This window comes from Amedibacillus sp. YH-ame10, assembly GCF_053848885.1.
This window is the reverse complement of record NZ_JBSPFA010000001.1, coordinates 56,161-73,094: the sequence shown is the minus strand read 5'-3', so window position 1 is coordinate 73,094 and position 16,934 is coordinate 56,161. Positions and strand designations below refer to the sequence as shown.

Below are 16,934 nucleotides of genomic sequence, written 5' to 3'. Positions count from 1 at the left end.
TTATGATTGTCGGTTCTTTTTTATATCAATTTTATTGGAGTAAGAAGTCTTTACAAAAGCCAAAGAATTCTCGAACATAAAATACAGGAGCTAAATCTAAATCTGTTTTTGCGCGATAGGTGTAGCATTTTTTTGCAACGTTGGAACGTTGTGCAATGAGTTTTGCTCTTGCTAAATGGAAACTATTCGATATAATCGTTATTTCCTGATTGTTTTTTAGTTCTTCATGTTGTTCAATAATGCGAGTAGAATACTGAATGTTTTCAAGGGTATTGGTAGACTTATCTTCTGCTAAGATGCGTTCTTGTGCTACCCCATGTTCTATAAGATAGGTACGCATTGCACTTGCTTCACTTATCTCTTCTCCTGCTCCTTTACCTCCACTCACAATAATATAGGACTTTGGGTTTATATTTGCAAACTCTACAGCAGCATCCAATCGATAGCGCAATAAGCGAGAAATACTTTTTCCATTAAGTTGTGCACCTAATACAATGGCAGTGCTTTGAGAAGCTGTATCTTGTTGTTGTCCTTGATAAAGGATGTAACCTTCTACACTTACAAAAAATAAAATGGAAAAGGTGAGTAAAGTGAGGATACAACGTTGTATCCATATTGGAAAGAAATGAAGGATATATTGTTTTTTATATAATTCATAAGCTGAATAAGCAGTTAGAATACTTCCTACAAGAAGAAATATCCAAGAGAATGAGATTACAAAGAACCCATAAACAAAGCTTAAATATAAGAAATATAAGATACAAAGGATACCAATAACAATGCTTATGATATCTAGAATGTGATGGATTTTCTTTCTCATAGTTCTCCTTCCCAAAACTGATCGCAAGTTTCTTTTACATCTTGGGGTGTATGTACCAAGGTATACTGTCTTAAATGCTGTGGTAATAAATGTTTATATGCATAGGAAGTATATCTTTCATCGATAAGAAATATAATTCCTTTGTCTTGAGAGGAGCGAATGACTCTTCCAGCGGATTGTAGAACTTTGTTCATACCAGGGAATTGGTAAGCATAGGCATAGCCCATTTGTTTCGTTTCATCAAAATGTTCTTTTATTAAATCTTGCCATGGATTCAATTGTGGAAGTCCAACACCCACAATAATGGCACCTATGAGTTTATCTCCCTTTAAATCGATGCCTTCTGAAAACATACCTCCCACCACGCAGAAGTAGACTTTCAAATGATCGTGTTGATCAAATTGTTTTAGAAATGAGTTTCGTTCTTCTTCGTTCATATCTCCACTTTGTAGGATGGTGTCTATCTCTGGGTAATCGTTTTGAAATTGTTCTACGATTTGTTTCATATATGCATAACTAGGAGAAAAGACGATATAATTTCCTTTTTTTGAGGACGTGCATGCAAAGATCATAGCACTGATATCCGATAATGAACTGGCACGGTTTCGATAACGTGTAGAGATTTGATTGGCAATCATCACTTGTACATGTTCTTTGGGGAAAGGGGAAGGCAAAGAAAGGCGCTTGGTTTCCTCATTTCCACCTAGTAAATCTAGATAGTAGTCGATGGGAGATAGGGTGGCTGAAAAGAAGATTGTAGATCTTCCTTTGCGCAAGATTTCAACAAGAGGATTGCGAGGATTCATACAATATTGACGTAATAAAAGATCATTTCCATTTTTCAGTAGACACGATACAAAATGTTCATCATAAAAATCTGCGATTTTATTGAAGTTGATTGCCTTAAAATAAACATCTTTTAAAGCTTCATCGTGTTCTTCATTATGTTCGCTTTGTAAGTATGCGTCCATATGTTCGATAAAACTTACAAGGTATTGACGTATGATCAAAATGGGTTCTTTCTGTGTTAGAAAGTCTTGTTGTTGAGACTCGCAAAGTTGACGTAAACGAAGAAGTTCCTTGTTTACTTTGGAGATAGCACTTTGTAATACTTTGCGATCTTTTGAGATGAGAGCTTTTATGTGTAGAAATTCTGATTTTAAAAGTTCAGCACTGTACATTTCTCTAGCACGATCAACTAAATTGTGGGCTTCATCTACTAAGAAAATGTAGTTTCCTTTTTCCATGAAGAAGCGTTTTAAATATACGCGAGGATCGAAGATATAATTGTAATCTCCAACGATGACATCTGCCTGTAAGGAAGCATCTAAACTTAATTCAAAAGGGCATACACGATGGCGGATGGCAATGGGAACGATGGTATCTTTGACAATGAAGTCAAGACTTGTTAATACTTCATATAAAGCATCGTTGCATCGATCATAATATCCTTTTGCATAGGGACATACAGTAGGGTCACAGTTGCGCTCTTCCAAAAGACAAATTTTGTCTTTTGCACAAATACCAACCGTTTTGAAACGGATTTGATTTTGATAGAGCATTTGTATCGTATCATAGGCGACATTTGCAGTGATGTTTTTTGCACATACATAAAAAATTTTCTCGGCTTTTCCTTCTCCAATCGCTTTGAGGGATGGAAACAGGGTAGATATGGTTTTCCCAATACCGGTAGGTGCTTGAGCAAACAAGATGTCTTTATCTAAGATTGTTTTATATACGGCGATTGCAAAGTCTCTTTGTCCTTTTCGATATTGTGGGAAAGGGAATTGCATTGCTTTTAAAGAGGTCTCACTCTTCTTTTGGATATCTTTGGATAAGTTCGCCCATTTTAGGTAGGCTTTTAAGGTATCATAATAGAATGTTTTTAATTCCTCAAAGGTTTTTGATTGATCGAAATTTTTAATTTGATGCGTTTCGATTTGGTAATAGGTTAAGCGAATGGTAATGGTTGGAAGTTGATGATCGAACATATAAAAATAACCATAACAATAGGCTTGGGCAAAATGTACAAAATGGGTGTCTTGGATATCATCATAAGGGATGGCTGTGGTTTTAATCTCTTCAATGATAACGCCATCTTCTTGTGTAAGGATACCATCGGCTCTTCCTTCAATTTCAAAGGTAATCCCTTCATATTCTGTGCTATGTTTCAGATATACTTCACTTTCGTAATTGCCTTGAGCACTAGATTGTAATTCTCGATGAATGCGACTACCTAAGTTTGCACGTTCAATAGAAGATGAGGAGGATATTAAATCGCCAGATTGGTACAAGTATTCCACAAGGGAACGTACGGACATTTTACATGAATACATAATACCCCTCCTTTTTCTCTGTATGTCTATTTTATTTGTTTTTTTGCAAATATACAACGCAAAATAAGAAATAGTAAGGTATAATTAAGAAATGAAAAGAGGGATGTGTCTTGCGAGAGTTTGTGATTAAGGAAAATGATAGTGATCAAAGAGTAGATAAGTTCATACAAAAGAGCATGAAGACGATGCCAAAAAGTCTGATGTATAAATATATAAGAAATAAGAAAATCAAAGTGAATAATAAACGATGTGTTATCTCACAGCGACTTCTTGTGGGGGATACGATGCAGTGTTACATTGCGGAAGAGTTCTTTGAAGATACAAACACTTTGGAGTTTTTACAAGTGCCTGCGAAAATAAATGTTATTTATGAAGATGAGCATGTGTTAATTGTGGATAAAGAAAAGGGTTTGTTGGCACATCGTGATGAAGTAGGCGTACAAGATAATCTTGCAGATCGTATCTTGCATTATCTATATGATAAAAAAGAATATGATCCTAAGATGGAATTAAGTTTTACGCCGGCATTATGTCACCGTATTGATCGTAATACAAGAGGTGTTGTGATTGCGGCTAAGAGTGCGATGGCGTTGCGTGAAGTAAATATGTTAATTAAGGAACGTCGTATTACTAAGAAGTATATATGCATTGTAGAAGGTGTTGTAGAAAATAGGGAAGAACGTGTGTTGTTGTATCATAAAAAGATGGAAGGAAATAAGGCAGATATCCGTACGTCTCCATGTGAGGGGTATAAAGAAATGGAAAGTATCTATCGTGTGTTGAAGAGAGGGAAACACTATTCTTTGTTAGAGGTGGAACTCTTGAGTGGTAAAAGTCATCAAATACGAGCGATGATGGCACATCTTCATCATCCTTTGGTGGGTGATGTAAAGTATGGTGCAAATCAGGATGGAAAGAAAACATATCAGGAGTTATGTGCATATAAAGTAGAATTTCATTGTGGAGAAGAAAGTACATTAGGATATTTAAACGATCGTATTTTTACGCTTCAAGATGAGGACATGCAAAAACGATTTGTAGCACAATATGAAACGAGATGACAGTGGGGTTCACACTGTCATTTTTCGTTGTTTGAAATTTGTAAACAAGTTTGCAAAATGTGTCATTATAATGTCTCTTTTTGACGTTTTGTTTACGTTGGAAATATTTTACTAAAATATAGAATGAAGCGATATATAAAGGCGTATACGTAGATAGAGATGATGCGAATTAGACAATTATAATGCATTGTAAAAAAAGAAAAAATTTTGTGAAAAAGCAACTTGCAAGTGGAAATGAAAAGGTTTATACTTGTAGAATAGTTTTGATAAACAATCAAACTATGAAGTGGTATAATGATAAAAAGGAGGTATCGTTTTTGGAAGAAATCATTAGAGAAATCGTTGATGCTGATAAAGAGGCAAGACATCGTGTTGACAAGAAACAACAAGAGAGTCGCGACATCCAGAATCTGATACAAAAACAAAAAGAGGATATCAAAGCAAAGTATCAGGAAGAAAGCAAAGCACTGTATGAAAAGAAGCGAGCGGATCTGGATCAGGAATTGAGTTCTCAACAACAAGAAGAGAAAAAGAATTATGAAGAAGCTATCGCAAACTTGACAAAGCATTATGAAGACCACAAAGAAGTATGGGTCAAGGAAATCTTTGATCGTTGCTTAGGCCTTTGATCACGTCAAGTGTTTGAGGAGGTGATGCATACATGAGTAAAGCATCGGGTGTCATTGTTGCGAAAGCAAAAGCCATGCATGGAGGAGCTTTGCGTAAGGACCAGTATGATGAACTGCTTCGTAAACGTAGTGTTTCTGAAATCGCAGGGTATTTAAAGAATGAAACCTATTTTGCGAGTGCACTAAAAGATGTGCGTGAAAACAATATACACCGCGGTCAGTTGGAAGATATCTTACGTAGAGATATGTTCTGGAAAACTCTAAAGCTATATCGTTATGCGGATTCTTCGCAGCAGGCAATTTATCGTTTTCATTTAGAACAGATTGAGATTGAACTGCTTCTATCACGCATACGCGTTCTTATTTCGCAAAATTATGAAGACGCAATTGCAGAACTTCCACTCTTCCTTAAGGAGTACACTAGATTTTCATTGTTAGGACTGGGAAATGTTCGTAGCTATGATGAACTATTGGATGTCGTTAAGAAGACGGAATATTATGAAGCATTGTTACCATATCGTGTAGCGAAAGGGAAAGAAGATAACATCGATTATACGGCTATTGAAACACAACTTCACAAACTCTATTACACCTATGTGTTTGATACAATCGAACATAAGATGAAGGGGAAACATAAAAAGAATATGAAAGAATTCTTTGCAATTGAGCTAGATCTTTCTAATCTTACGAAAATTTATCGTTTGAAGAAGTATTTCAATGCAAGAGAAGATGTGATTCGAGAATCATTATTATTTGTAGAAGGATATAATGCATATTCTAATATGGAAGAATTGATAGCACAAAAGAGTGCGGAAGAGGTACTGAAACGTTTACAACATGGAAAGTACCATTTCGAAACTTCCCTTAAAGAAGATGAATATATCGAACATTATACAAATAAAATCATGTTCTCAATAGCAAAAAATAACTTCTGTTATTCACAGTCAGCGCCATTGGTTTTCAATAGCTATGTGACACTGCTGGAACAAGAACTTGAAAACATCATCAATATTATAGAAGGTGTACGTTATCAGGTTGCGGCAGAAGATATTCAAAAAGAACTGATTTACTAGTTTAGAAAGGAGAATGTTCATGGCAATTTCAAAAATGAAATTGATTAACATCACTGGGGACAACGAATATCTTGATGATGTATTATTGCGTTTCGTTGCTTTGGATTGTTTTCATCCAGAACCTGCCAGTAAGTTTGTAGACAGCGTGCATGGTTTAACAACAATGAATGATGAAAATCCGATTACAGAAGTTTTAAGCCATTTTAGTGAAGTCGCAAATGATATGGATTTGGATATACCAGCCAAAGATGTTAGAAACCGTGATTATGACTTGAATGCTATAAAAGCCTATATCGATAAGATACATGATCGATATTTACAGGGGGCTGAAGTTCGTAAAGAATTAGAAACAGTCATTCAGGAAAACAAGGATGCACTTACACAAGTGCAAAATATAGAAAGTATTGATTTGAATTTAGATGATTTGTTTGAATGCAAATATATTAAAATTCGTTTTGGACGTTTACCTTTAGATAGTGTAGAAAAACTACAATACTATCGCAATCGTCCATTTGTATTTAAATCTTTTAACAGTGATGATACGTACAGCTGGTGCTTATATATCACGACTTCAAAATATGAGGGCGATGTGGATAATATCTTCTCTTCACTATACTTTGAAAGAATCCGTATTCCAGAATTCGTTCATGGAACACCAGGCTCTGCCAAAGATAATCTACAAGAAGAAATTGATAACGACTACAAACAGCTTCAACATGTAAATGAAGTAATTGAACAATTAAAACAAGAATGCTTTGACAATTTTACAGATATCAAAGCGGAACTGGAATTTATAAACCACACCTTTGAAGCTAGAAAATATGTAGTAGGACTTGGAGAACGATTCTCTATTACTGGTTTTGTGGCTGAAGAAGATGTGATGAAATTGAAGGAAACATTCTTTGATTTGAAGGAGGTGGATATCGAAGTACGACCTGCCCATAGTGACAAGCGTCTTTCGCCTCCAACAAAAATCAAGAATGGGTGGTTTGCCAGGCCCTTCTCGATGTTTGTAGAAATGTATGGTGTACCTGAGTACGAAGCGTTTGATCCTACTCCCTTTGTAGCATTTACGTATTCCTTATTATTTGGAATTATGTTTGGAGATTTGGGTCAAGGAGCGGTGCTCATTCTTATAGGGTATTTATTCTATAAGTGGAAACATATGAAACTTGGAGAAATTGGAATGCGAATCGGTATTATGTCTTGTATCTTTGGGACAATATTTGGTTCTGTATTTGGAAATGAAACATTATTAAATCCATTATATCAAACTGTATTTGGTATGCATGAGAAACCGATTGAAATTATGACAAGTGAGTTTATTCCAATCTTATTGATATTATCCATTTGTCTTGGTGCTTGTCTTATGTTAATCAGTATGTGTATGAATATTTATTTACAGAAAAAGAATGGGCATATTGGAGAAATGTGGTTTTCACACAATGGAGTTGCAGGATTTGTATTCTATGCATCTCTAGTGATTGGTGGAGGCGTACAGGTTGCCTTTGGAATTGCGACATTGTCCAATCCAATCTATCTAATTGTGCTTATTCTGTTGCCACTTTTATTGATCTTCTTAAAAGAAGGATTGATTCATAAAATGGCACATGGAGAGATGTTCCCAAATGGATTTGGAGCATACTTTACCGAAAGTTTCTTTGAATTATTTGAAATTTGTCTTTCTTACATTACCAATTCTATTTCTTATTTGCGTGTTGGAGGCTTTGTATTGTCCCATGCAGGAATGATGATGGCAGTTACTCTGTTGATGAGTATGGCAGGCAATGCCGGTATTATTGTAGCCATCTTTGGAAATATATTTGTTATGTGTTTGGAAGGTTTGATTGTAGGAATTCAGGTATTGCGTCTTGAATTCTATGAAATGTTCTCTCGCTATTTCGAGGGAAGAGGAATTGCCTTTAGTGCAATGAAAGATTGAGGAGGAAATTTATGTTAAACGTATTTGAAATATTATTGCCAATGGTGCTTATTGTATTAATTTCATTACCATTAGTGAATGTCTTTAGAGGAAAGAAGAGCGTAAGTGTTGCGAAACGTCGTATGATTACACATGTTTGTTTCTTCTTTGCGATTGTATTAGGAACTGTATTGTTTACTGCTCAAAAAGCATATGCGGCAAGTGATGCTGGTACTGAAATTTCATTAGGTGCTGGTCTTGGTTATATCGCTGCGGCTTTAGCTACTGGCTTATCAGCTTTGGGTGCAGGTATTGCCGTTGCGGCTGCTGCTCCTGCAGCAATTGGTGCATTCTCTGAAAATGAGAAAAACTTTGGTAAGTCTATGATTTTCGTTGCCATGGGTGAAGGTGTTGCTATCTATGGTCTATTGATTTCTATTATTATCGTATTGATGAAATTATAAAAAGAAAGAAAGGAGATTTCTTATGAAATTTTTCCTGCTGAGTGATAACATTGATACAAAAATGGGGATGCGTCTTGCGGGTATTGAAGGGGTGGTCGTTCATGAACGCCACGAAGTACTAGAATCACTCGAAAAGGCTATGCATATGGAAGATGTTGGCATTGTTTTGATTACTACAAAGTTGATTGAAACTTGTCCAGATGTTATCTCAGAATTAAAACTAAAACAGAAAAAGCCACTGATTGTAGAGATACCAGATCGTCATGGTTCTGCTAAAATAGGAGAAACCATTGACCGTTATGTATCTGAAGCAATTGGCGTGAAACTATGAGGTGTTTGCGATGCTAGATGAAAAAATAAAACTTGAAGATTATTTTAAGGATGAAATTGACCGGGTTAGCAACATCGAAATCAAACAGATAGAAAATGAAATTGAAGAAGTGCGTGAACGTTCTATTCAAGGAATGGAAAGTGAAGCACAACATGAAGCGGGTATGGAACGTGAACAACTGTTGAAAGAAATGCTAAGTGATCATGCGATTGCTTTAAGCAAACTTCATGAAGAGACCAATCGACTACTCATGGCAAAACGCCGTGAGTTAGCCGATCAAGTATTTGAAGAGGCAGTTGCGAAAGTAAAAGCATTTACGCAGAATGAAAAATACAAAGACTATCTGATCAAAAAGACAAAAGATTTGGCTGATAAAGGCTATGGAGAAGTTGTCTTCTATGTATCCAAAACGGATGAAAAATTTCTAAGTGACATTTGTAAGGCTTATGGAAAATGTAGTGGGGAAGTAGATCCTACCATCACCATTGGTGGCTTACGTATGGAATGTATGGAAAAAGGCATCGTTGTGGATGAGACATTTGATACTGGTATCGATGAACAAAGCGAGTGGTTCTATACGAACTCCGGATTATTTATTAAATAACAACAAAGCATGTGGTTCTATAAGAACACATGACAAGAGGTGATAATGTGAGTGAAAATGTAATCTATTCCATTAACGGTCCGGTTGTGAAAGTCAAACATGCAGTAGACTTTTCGATGTTAGAGAAAGTGTTCGTTGGAAAACAAAGACTGATGGGGGAAGTAATTTCCATTAGTAAAGAGGCAACTACCATTCAGGTATATGAATCTACGACAGGATTGAAACCAGGTGAACCTGTAGAACCTACAGGAAAACCGATTTCTGTAACATTAGGGCCAGGAATATTAAGAAATATATTTGATGGAATTGAACGTCCATTAAAAGAAATCGCAAAACACTCTGGAGCATTTATTGCGACCGGAAGTGATGTTGCGCCTTTAGATGAAGAAGTATTATGGAATGTGAGTGTTAAAGTATCCCTTGGAGATGAAGTGGTTCCAGGACAGATATTTGCGACACTTCCAGAAACAGATTTGATTGAACATCGTTGTATGATTCCACCAACGCTAACAGGTGTTGTAGTGGAAGTTGTAGAAGATGGGACATACAATATCAACCAATGCATTATAAAAGTAAAAGATGCCAATGAGGAAGTGCATGAATTGACGCTAACACAAAAGTGGCCAATTAAGCAGGCACGTCCAGTTGCACAACGTTTACCAATTAGCGTACCTTTGATTACTGGACAGCGTATCTTCGATACACTATTTCCAATCGCAAAGGGTGGTACTGCCGCAATTCCAGGAGGATTTGGTACTGGAAAAACAATGACACAGCACCAGTTAGCAAAATGGTGTGATGCGGATATTATTGTATACGTAGGATGTGGAGAACGTGGGAATGAGATGACACAAGTTCTTGAAGAATTTTCAGAACTGATTGACCCGAAGTCTAATCGTCCTTTGACAGATCGTACGGTATTGATTGCCAATACCTCAAATATGCCAGTTGCGGCACGTGAAGCTAGTATCTATACTGGGCTTACACTTGCGGAGTATTATCGTGATATGGGATATAACGTAGCTATTATGGCGGACTCTACTTCACGTTGGGCAGAAGCACTTCGTGAAATTAGTGGACGACTAGAAGAAATGCCAGCGGAAGAAGGGTTCCCAGCATATTTGCCTTCTCGTATTTCACAGTTCTATGAACGTGCGGGATATATGAAGACATTAAATGATCAAATTGGATCTGTAACGATCATTGGGGCGGTATCGCCACAGGGATCTGACTTCTCCGAACCAGTTACACAAAACACAAAACGTTTCGTACGTTGTTTTTGGGCGTTGGATAAATCTCTTGCGTATGCAAGACATTACTTCGCGATTAACTGGACAGAGAGTTATTCAGAATATGTTACGGATTTAACAAAATGGTACAACAAGAATGTCGATATGCGATTCCTTCGCAATCGTCAAGAAATTATGAGTCTTTTAGCAGAAGAAGCAAAATTAATGGAGATTGTAAAACTGATTGGTAGTGATGTACTTCCTGAAGATCAAAAATTGGTCATTGAAGTGAGTAAAGTCATTCGTGTTGGATATCTTCAACAAAATGCTTTCCATGCGGAAGATACGTATGTTCCACTTGATAAGCAACTGAAGATGATGGATGTTATCTTATATCTATACAAACGTTGTAAAGAATTAGTGGCACAGGGGAAACCTTTGAGCCAAGTAAGTCAATTGGGATTGTTCGATAAAATTACTAAGATGAAATATGATGTGCCAAACGATCATGTAGAAATACTAGATACGTATTATGCAATGATTGATGAAGCCGTTAACAGGATAGAATAAGGAGGTAGACATATGAGTCTTCAATATTTAGGATTGAGTGAAATCAATGGACCTCTAGTATTTCTTGATAACGTCGAAAACGCTAGCTATGAAGAAATGGTGGAAATCAAATGCGGTGATGGGACAACTCGCTTAGGTAGAGTTGTACAGCTTGAAGGAAATAAAGCTGCCATTCAGGTGTTTGAAGGTACCAATGGTATTTCATTAAAAAATACGAAAACAAAATTCACTGGGAAACCAATGGAACTTCCTTTATCCAAAGAATTGTTAGGACGTACCTTTAATGGTAGCGGAAAACCAATCGATGGATTGGGACAAATTTATGCAGAAAAGAGTGCGGATATCAATGGGCAACCATTGAATCCTGTTTCTCGTGTATATCCAAGAAACTATATCAATACTGGGGTATCTAGTATTGATGCCTTAACTACGTTGATTCGTGGACAGAAACTTCCAATTTTCTCTGGTAGTGGGATGCCTCATAACGAATTGGCTGTACAACTTGTAAAACAAGCGAAAATCTCTGATGGAGATGGTAAGAACTTCTGTATTGTATTTGCGGCTATGGGTGTTAAAAATGACGTTGCGGATTACTTCAAGCGTTCTTTTGAAGAAGCAGGTGTTATGGAAAAGGTTGTGATGTTTGTAAATCTTTCCAATGACCCAATTATCGAACGTACATTAACACCACGTTGTGCACTTACTGCAGCAGAATATCTAGCATATGAACATGATATGCACGTATTGGTTATTTTAACCGATATTACTTCCTATTGTGAGGCTCTTCGTGAGTTCTCTAGTAGTAAGGGAGAGATTCCAGGACGTAAAGGATATCCAGGATATTTGTACTCTGACTTGGCTTCTTTGTACGAAAGAGCAGGAATTATTAAGAGTGCACAGGGTTCTGTTACACAGATTCCTATCTTAACGATGCCCAATGATGATATTACACATCCAATTCCTGACTTAACTGGATATATTACAGAAGGACAGATTGTATTGGATCGTAATTTAAATCAAATGGGGGTGTATCCTCCAGTTGGTATTCTTCCTTCCTTATCACGTTTGATGAAAGATGGAATTGGGGAAGGGTATACAAGAAAAGATCACAACGATGTATCCAACCAGTTGTTTGCGGCTTATGCGAAAGTACAAGACGCAAGAAGTTTAGCTTCTGTTATTGGGGAAGATGAATTAAGTGATATTGATAAGAAATACATGTCTTTTGGTTCTTTATTTGAACAACATTACCTAAATCAAGGTATGGATGTGAATAGAAGTATTGAAGAGACATTGGATTTAGGATGGAACTTATTATCAGTACTACCAAAGGGTGAGTTGGACCGTGTGGATGATGAAGTGTTGAATATTTACTATGATCATGAAAAAGCAGTCGAACGCTTTCAATTAAAAACAGGACCAATTATCAAAGAATTATCCCTAGAAGGTAAATAAGTATGGCTAACAAACAAGTGTTTCCTACAAAGGGGAATTTGATTGCGACAAAGAAGTCCAATGATTTAGCCCGTATGGGATATGAGTTGATGGATCGTAAGCGCAACATCTTAACACGCGAAATGATGAGCTTATTAGATGATGTCAAATTACTTCGTGATGAAATAACACATACTTATGAAAGAGCGTATTATGCCTTACAACAGGCAAATATGTCCTTAGGAGTAGTAAGTGACTTGGTAGAGGCTGTTCCTATTGATACAGGGGTTCATATTAGCTATCGTAGTGTTATGGGAGTAGAAATACCAAAACTTCATTATGATAAACCAGAACTAAAACTAACGTATGGTTTAGAACATGCAAATTCAAAGCTTGACTATGCGTATCGTTGTTTTTACAAGGTAAAGGAAATGACAATTATTTTGGCTGAAGTAGAGAATAGTGTGTATCGTTTGGCAAATGCTATACGAAAAGCACAGAAACGTGCAAATGCCTTAAAGAATATCGTAATTCCTGATTTTGAACACAACATTAAATTTATTACTGATGCATTAGAAGAAAAAGAGAGAGAAGAATTCTCACGTCAGAAGGTTATTAAGACAAATAAAGACCGACAGACAGCACAGGAACGCAGGTAGCGTTCCTGTCTCTTTGACTCTTTTTAGGGCAGAAATAAAGCAAAAACAAGAAGATTAAAGTTATTTAAAAAAAATAGAAAAAAAGGCTTGCATAAGATACAATTATTTGGTATTATATTAAGGCACTGATGAAACGTGCAACGCATGTAAATGCGCCCATAGCTCAACTGGATAGAGCGTTTGACTACGGATCAAAAGGTTGCGGGTTCGATTCCTACTGGGCGCGCCATATTATAGTTTCATGGAAATAATAAATCGGGATGTAGCACAGCTTGGTAGTGCACTTGATTTGGGATCAAGGGGTCGCAGGTTCAAATCCTGTCATCCCGACCATTATTATTTAAAAAATTTACATTCGGCTGGGTAGCTTAGTTGGCTAGAGCATCCGGTTCATACCCGGAAGGTCGCGAGTTCGAGTCTCGCCCCCGCCACCAATTTTGCGCAAGTTGGACCCTTAGCTCAGTTGGTTAGAGCATCCGGCTCATAACCGGTGGGTCGTAGGTTCGAGTCCTACAGGGTCCACCATTTATGAATCAATATGGAGGAATACCCAAGTGGTTGAAGGGTCCGGTCTTGAAAACCGGTAGGTCGGGAAACTGGCGCCTGGGTTCGAATCCCAGTTCCTCCGCCATTCTTTAAAAAATCGAATTTCTCAAACATCGCGGGGTAGAGCAGTCTGGTAGCTCGTCGGGCTCATAACCCGGAGGTCGTTGGTTCAAATCCTTCCCCCGCAACCAAATGGTTCCATAGCTCAGTTGGTAGAGCAAAGGACTGAAAATCCTTGTGTCCCTGGTTCAATTCCTGGTGGAACCACCATTTACAAAACAACCTGTCAAATGACAGGTTTTTTTCTGTCCTTTGCGTAATGTGGGGAAAGGATGAGAATCCAAGGATGCTCTACAAGCGTGGCGGAGGAATATAAAAGCATTACTCCATGAAGAAGTAATGCCTCTATGTTATTTTACTGTAACATTGAATTCAAAATCAGTGAAGTCTAAATCATAATTATCACTAGAACCACTTGCGATAACTTTGAAATCAGTTTGTTCCATTGCAAGATAAACAAAGTCTGGAAACAAGATTATCTTATCTATTGAAATCCTTATAAGTTTATTTTATATTGACTGCTGATGAGATAAAGATTATGAGGAGGAAAAAAGGATCATGTAGATTTAAGATTATCCATTTGAAGCCATATCTATAAATATATCTAATTAAATAGAGTATTTGTGTGTGTTATCATAGAGTTAAATAGGAGGGTATTATATGGTTCGAGTTTATAGGGCAGTAGCTTACTTAAAAAAGCCAAATATAAGAAAAACAGGTAGGGACTTGAGAAATGATAAAATCAATGAAGCTTTGCAGTGCATTCAAGAAAGAGGAGGAGTTATCTTGAATTGTATTCCAATAAGCGATGCTGATTTACTATTTGATTTTTTTGTAATGTATGAAGATAACAGGCGTTTTGAAGAAATCAATTCATATTTAAGAGATGTAGTTTTTGATTTTGATAAATATATTTCTTAGGATTAATATTTAGAATATGACAAGATGAAGGGAGATAGTTTTGTCTCTTTTTTAGCTTAGTGAATGTTAAAGATGTGTTATAATTATAGATATGGTGAACATATAATAATGAGGAGGAAGATATGAAAAAAGTTACTATGATTTTCTTTGTTTGTATTATAAGTCTTTTTCTAATTGGATGTGAAGGAAATCCTGGAATGAATGCTCACGATTATGCGACTGGTGAAGAGATTTTAAATATTGTGGATGATTATTTAGAAGGAAAAAAATCTGGTTCAGAAACTTCTAGGGCAATCAGTAGTTTGGTAGATGAATTTGAAGAAGAGGATAGACATATAACATCAAATGTTATAATGAGTGCTGAATTAATTGAGTCTAGTATAAGTGCAGGTGAATCTACAAGCAAAATCAAAGAAGAAAGAGATGAAATGGCTGGTTATCTTTATCGGTAATACGATGAAAAACTATGAATGAATTGAAAACTATAGAAGTAAATTTTGTGAATATGGTAGATTCTGTAAAAGATATTGCTAATATAGTTTAGTGGTTGGGAAAAGATATAGAATAATTTATGATTGAAGCACAAGTTGCGTCTAATAGTGTAGCGATTTCATAATAGCTTATGTTACAGGCTATCACTTATTATCTAGTTACTAGAAGAAAGCACAATGTGCATAACGAAACGATGGTAGTTATGTAAATAGAAATAGGGTCTAGGAATAGTTTAAAGGTAAAACAACGAGAACAGCTAGATGCTAATCTTAGTGAGATTTCAAATGCTCATAAATTGAATACGTAATTGGGAAGTTAAACTGATGGAAATGGTGAAGTAAAAGCGGGCTATGAAGATAGAGCCGCTTTTATTGTGTCTCCCCTGAATAAAGCATTAGGGGAACAGATTGCAAACGAAGATAGTGTAGTAAAAGGGTATGATAAATCCTTTGTAAGTATCAATGAAAAGATCGTTAAAATGAAAGCAGAAGCAATTTTAAGCCACAACTACCTGCATAAAAGAAAGCTTTAATCGAATCAACTGATGCACAGATGAAAGCTGGTAAACTACAGATAGAATCAAGTGATATAAAAAAATAAAATAGTACTTAATAAGTTTTACAAATGTATGGTAGAAAAATTTAAAATTATCAATAATACAAAGATTAGTTTAGTTATTTAAAGATAAACAATAAAGTAAAGAAGACAAATTGATTGTAAGATTAGAAGTAGTATGCTAAAATTTGAATATAAAATCAGGAGGAAAAAGAATGATAAGATCTTATGTCAAGGCTATAATTTGTAAAAAAGATCCAACGGTTAAGCATGAATACTCAGAGATATTAGATTTAAAGATTGCAGAGGCAATTGAAAAAATTCAGATGGAGGGGGGAACCATCAAACATTTCGTTTTAATACCATGTGACATGATTTGTCGGCATTGTGTATTTAATGTAATGTATGAGGATAATGGTAATTTCCAATCGATTGATAATTTATTAAGAAATGAAATATTTAATTTTGATCAATTAAAATAAATCTGTAAAGGTTTACTTGAATTTAAGTAGACTTTTTTTATGAAAGGAGACATGTATGTCAAATTTAGAAATGATAGGTATTAATATAAACACAGGATAAATAGAAGAAGCAATGTTGGATATGACGTTGATTATCAAGGATGTTCTGTGTTGTGTTTAAGATGGTTTATGTAGCTTATAATTTAGAGATAAGGATGAGTAATAATTTACAAAACATAAAACGATTGTAAAAAGTATAAAACGATGATAGAATTTTATTATATTTAAGGAGGAAGAATAAGTGATTAGATCTTATTGCAAGGTGTTAAGATGTCATAAAGTTCCATCAGTTAAGAATGCATACTCAGAAATTATGGATTTGAAAATTGCTGAAGCAATAGAGAATGTTCAGATAGAAGGAGGTCTAATAAAAAGTGCTTCTTTAATACCTTCTGGTGGAGGAGGTTACGTTTATACTCTTTTTATTCTTTATGAAGATAATGGAAATTTTAGCAAAATAGATAACTTACTTAGAAATTTAATTTTTAATTTTGATGAATTAAAATAACTTGATAAAACTTACTTAAACTAGTAAGTTTTTTTATGAAAAGAGATATATGATATATTAAGTGTAGAAACTATAGATAGTAATGCAAATATATCACAAATAGAATAAGCGATGGTAGAAATGACATCTGTTATTAAAGAATTATTGATAGACGATTATAACACTTGATTGTAGGATATGATATTGTATGCTAAGAGTTG

Annotated in this window: 17 protein-coding genes and 7 tRNA genes; 22 read left to right on the top strand and 2 right to left on the bottom strand. The window is 35.6% G+C overall.

The window, feature by feature from the left end:
• Nucleotides 1–31: 31 nt before the first annotated feature.
• Nucleotides 32–820, bottom strand: a complete 789-nt coding sequence (locus tag ACWG42_RS00375; protein ID WP_455789447.1) for a YdcF family protein — start codon at nt 818–820, stop codon at nt 32–34.
• Nucleotides 817–3,156, bottom strand: coding sequence for an ATP-dependent DNA helicase (locus ACWG42_RS00370; protein ID WP_455789446.1), 2,340 nt, complete (start codon nt 3,154–3,156; stop codon nt 817–819). The genes ACWG42_RS00375 and ACWG42_RS00370 overlap by 4 nt, the downstream gene beginning before the upstream one ends.
• A gap of 110 nt (nt 3,157–3,266) precedes the next feature.
• On the opposite strand from ACWG42_RS00370, the gene ACWG42_RS00365 reads away from it, so the two are divergent.
• The 22 genes from ACWG42_RS00365 to ACWG42_RS00260 all read left to right on the top strand — a co-directional run bounded on the left by ACWG42_RS00365 (nt 3,267) and on the right by ACWG42_RS00260 (nt 16,734).
• Entirely contained in the window at nt 3,267–4,217 is a 951-nt protein-coding gene (locus tag ACWG42_RS00365) for an RluA family pseudouridine synthase (RefSeq protein ID WP_455789445.1), read from the top strand.
• A 317-nt stretch (nt 4,218–4,534) separates the two neighbouring features.
• Nucleotides 4,535–4,846 (top strand): stress protein, encoded by a 312-nt coding sequence (locus tag ACWG42_RS00360; protein ID WP_455789444.1) that lies wholly within the window; start codon nt 4,535–4,537, stop codon nt 4,844–4,846.
• Between the two features lie 32 nt (nt 4,847–4,878).
• Nucleotides 4,879–5,919: a V0D/AC39 family V-type ATPase subunit gene (locus ACWG42_RS00355; protein ID WP_455789443.1), complete on the top strand. Its 1,041-nt coding sequence runs from the start codon at nt 4,879–4,881 to the stop codon at nt 5,917–5,919.
• Between the two features lie 19 nt (nt 5,920–5,938).
• A complete protein-coding gene (locus tag ACWG42_RS00350) occupies nt 5,939–7,861 on the top strand; it encodes a V-type ATP synthase subunit I (protein WP_455789441.1) in 1,923 nt (640 codons plus the stop codon).
• An 11-nt stretch (nt 7,862–7,872) separates the two neighbouring features.
• Nucleotides 7,873–8,304: an ATP synthase subunit C gene (locus ACWG42_RS00345; RefSeq protein WP_455789440.1), complete on the top strand. Its 432-nt coding sequence runs from the start codon at nt 7,873–7,875 to the stop codon at nt 8,302–8,304.
• A 22-nt stretch (nt 8,305–8,326) separates the two neighbouring features.
• Entirely contained in the window at nt 8,327–8,635 is a 309-nt protein-coding gene (locus ACWG42_RS00340) for a V-type ATP synthase subunit F (protein ID WP_455789438.1), read from the top strand.
• Nucleotides 8,636–8,645: 10 nt separating this feature from the next.
• On the top strand, nt 8,646–9,239 hold the full coding sequence (locus ACWG42_RS00335; RefSeq protein WP_455789437.1) for a V-type ATP synthase subunit E: 594 nt from the start codon (nt 8,646–8,648) through the stop codon (nt 9,237–9,239).
• A 47-nt stretch (nt 9,240–9,286) separates the two neighbouring features.
• Nucleotides 9,287–11,038: a V-type ATP synthase subunit A gene (locus tag ACWG42_RS00330; protein ID WP_455789436.1), complete on the top strand. Its 1,752-nt coding sequence runs from the start codon at nt 9,287–9,289 to the stop codon at nt 11,036–11,038.
• Between the two features lie 12 nt (nt 11,039–11,050).
• Nucleotides 11,051–12,493: a V-type ATP synthase subunit B gene (locus ACWG42_RS00325; RefSeq protein WP_455789434.1), complete on the top strand. Its 1,443-nt coding sequence runs from the start codon at nt 11,051–11,053 to the stop codon at nt 12,491–12,493.
• A gap of 2 nt (nt 12,494–12,495) precedes the next feature.
• On the top strand, nt 12,496–13,131 hold the full coding sequence (locus ACWG42_RS00320; RefSeq protein ID WP_455789433.1) for a V-type ATP synthase subunit D: 636 nt from the start codon (nt 12,496–12,498) through the stop codon (nt 13,129–13,131).
• Nucleotides 13,132–13,283: 152 nt separating this feature from the next.
• Nucleotides 13,284–13,360: transfer RNA gene (locus tag ACWG42_RS00315), tRNA-Arg, on the top strand.
• 27 nt (nt 13,361–13,387) lie between these two features.
• Nucleotides 13,388–13,464 (top strand) — tRNA-Pro (locus tag ACWG42_RS00310).
• A gap of 24 nt (nt 13,465–13,488) precedes the next feature.
• Nucleotides 13,489–13,565 (top strand) — tRNA-Met (locus tag ACWG42_RS00305).
• 14 nt (nt 13,566–13,579) lie between these two features.
• Nucleotides 13,580–13,656: transfer RNA gene (locus tag ACWG42_RS00300), tRNA-Ile, on the top strand.
• 15 nt (nt 13,657–13,671) lie between these two features.
• Nucleotides 13,672–13,762: transfer RNA gene (locus ACWG42_RS00295), tRNA-Ser, on the top strand.
• Nucleotides 13,763–13,791: 29 nt separating this feature from the next.
• Nucleotides 13,792–13,868: transfer RNA gene (locus tag ACWG42_RS00290), tRNA-Met, on the top strand.
• Nucleotides 13,869–13,871: 3 nt separating this feature from the next.
• Nucleotides 13,872–13,947 (top strand) — tRNA-Phe (locus ACWG42_RS00285).
• 450 nt (nt 13,948–14,397) lie between these two features.
• On the top strand, nt 14,398–14,658 hold the full coding sequence (locus tag ACWG42_RS00280) for a hypothetical protein (RefSeq protein WP_455789432.1): 261 nt from the start codon (nt 14,398–14,400) through the stop codon (nt 14,656–14,658).
• Nucleotides 14,659–14,780: 122 nt separating this feature from the next.
• Nucleotides 14,781–15,110, top strand: coding sequence for a hypothetical protein (locus ACWG42_RS00275; protein WP_455789431.1), 330 nt, complete (start codon nt 14,781–14,783; stop codon nt 15,108–15,110).
• 413 nt (nt 15,111–15,523) lie between these two features.
• A complete protein-coding gene (locus tag ACWG42_RS00270) occupies nt 15,524–15,682 on the top strand; it encodes a hypothetical protein (RefSeq protein ID WP_455789430.1) in 159 nt (52 codons plus the stop codon).
• Between the two features lie 238 nt (nt 15,683–15,920).
• Nucleotides 15,921–16,187, top strand: a complete 267-nt coding sequence (locus ACWG42_RS00265; RefSeq protein ID WP_455789429.1) for a hypothetical protein — start codon at nt 15,921–15,923, stop codon at nt 16,185–16,187.
• 352 nt (nt 16,188–16,539) lie between these two features.
• A complete protein-coding gene (locus ACWG42_RS00260; protein WP_455789428.1) occupies nt 16,540–16,734 on the top strand; it encodes a hypothetical protein in 195 nt (64 codons plus the stop codon).
• Nucleotides 16,735–16,934 lie beyond the last annotated feature (200 nt).

What these genes read in the sequence shown, in the direction of transcription:
- ACWG42_RS00375 (WP_455789447.1), bottom strand. Translation starts at nt 820, where the DNA reads ATGAGAAAGAAAATCCATCACATTCTAGATATCATAAGCATTGTTATT.
- ACWG42_RS00370 (WP_455789446.1), bottom strand. Translation starts at nt 3,156, where the DNA reads ATGTATTCATGTAAAATGTCCGTACGTTCCCTTGTGGAATACTTGTAC.
- ACWG42_RS00355 (WP_455789443.1), top strand. Translation starts at nt 4,879, where the DNA reads ATGAGTAAAGCATCGGGTGTCATTGTTGCGAAAGCAAAAGCCATGCAT.
- ACWG42_RS00350 (WP_455789441.1), top strand. Translation starts at nt 5,939, where the DNA reads ATGGCAATTTCAAAAATGAAATTGATTAACATCACTGGGGACAACGAA.
- ACWG42_RS00345 (WP_455789440.1), top strand. Translation starts at nt 7,873, where the DNA reads ATGTTAAACGTATTTGAAATATTATTGCCAATGGTGCTTATTGTATTA.
- ACWG42_RS00340 (WP_455789438.1), top strand. Translation starts at nt 8,327, where the DNA reads ATGAAATTTTTCCTGCTGAGTGATAACATTGATACAAAAATGGGGATG.
- ACWG42_RS00335 (WP_455789437.1), top strand. Translation starts at nt 8,646, where the DNA reads ATGCTAGATGAAAAAATAAAACTTGAAGATTATTTTAAGGATGAAATT.
- ACWG42_RS00325 (WP_455789434.1), top strand. Translation starts at nt 11,051, where the DNA reads ATGAGTCTTCAATATTTAGGATTGAGTGAAATCAATGGACCTCTAGTA.
- ACWG42_RS00320 (WP_455789433.1), top strand. Translation starts at nt 12,496, where the DNA reads ATGGCTAACAAACAAGTGTTTCCTACAAAGGGGAATTTGATTGCGACA.
- ACWG42_RS00280 (WP_455789432.1), top strand. Translation starts at nt 14,398, where the DNA reads ATGGTTCGAGTTTATAGGGCAGTAGCTTACTTAAAAAAGCCAAATATA.
- ACWG42_RS00275 (WP_455789431.1), top strand. Translation starts at nt 14,781, where the DNA reads ATGAAAAAAGTTACTATGATTTTCTTTGTTTGTATTATAAGTCTTTTT.
- ACWG42_RS00265 (WP_455789429.1), top strand. Translation starts at nt 15,921, where the DNA reads ATGATAAGATCTTATGTCAAGGCTATAATTTGTAAAAAAGATCCAACG.
- ACWG42_RS00260 (WP_455789428.1), top strand. Translation starts at nt 16,540, where the DNA reads ATGGATTTGAAAATTGCTGAAGCAATAGAGAATGTTCAGATAGAAGGA.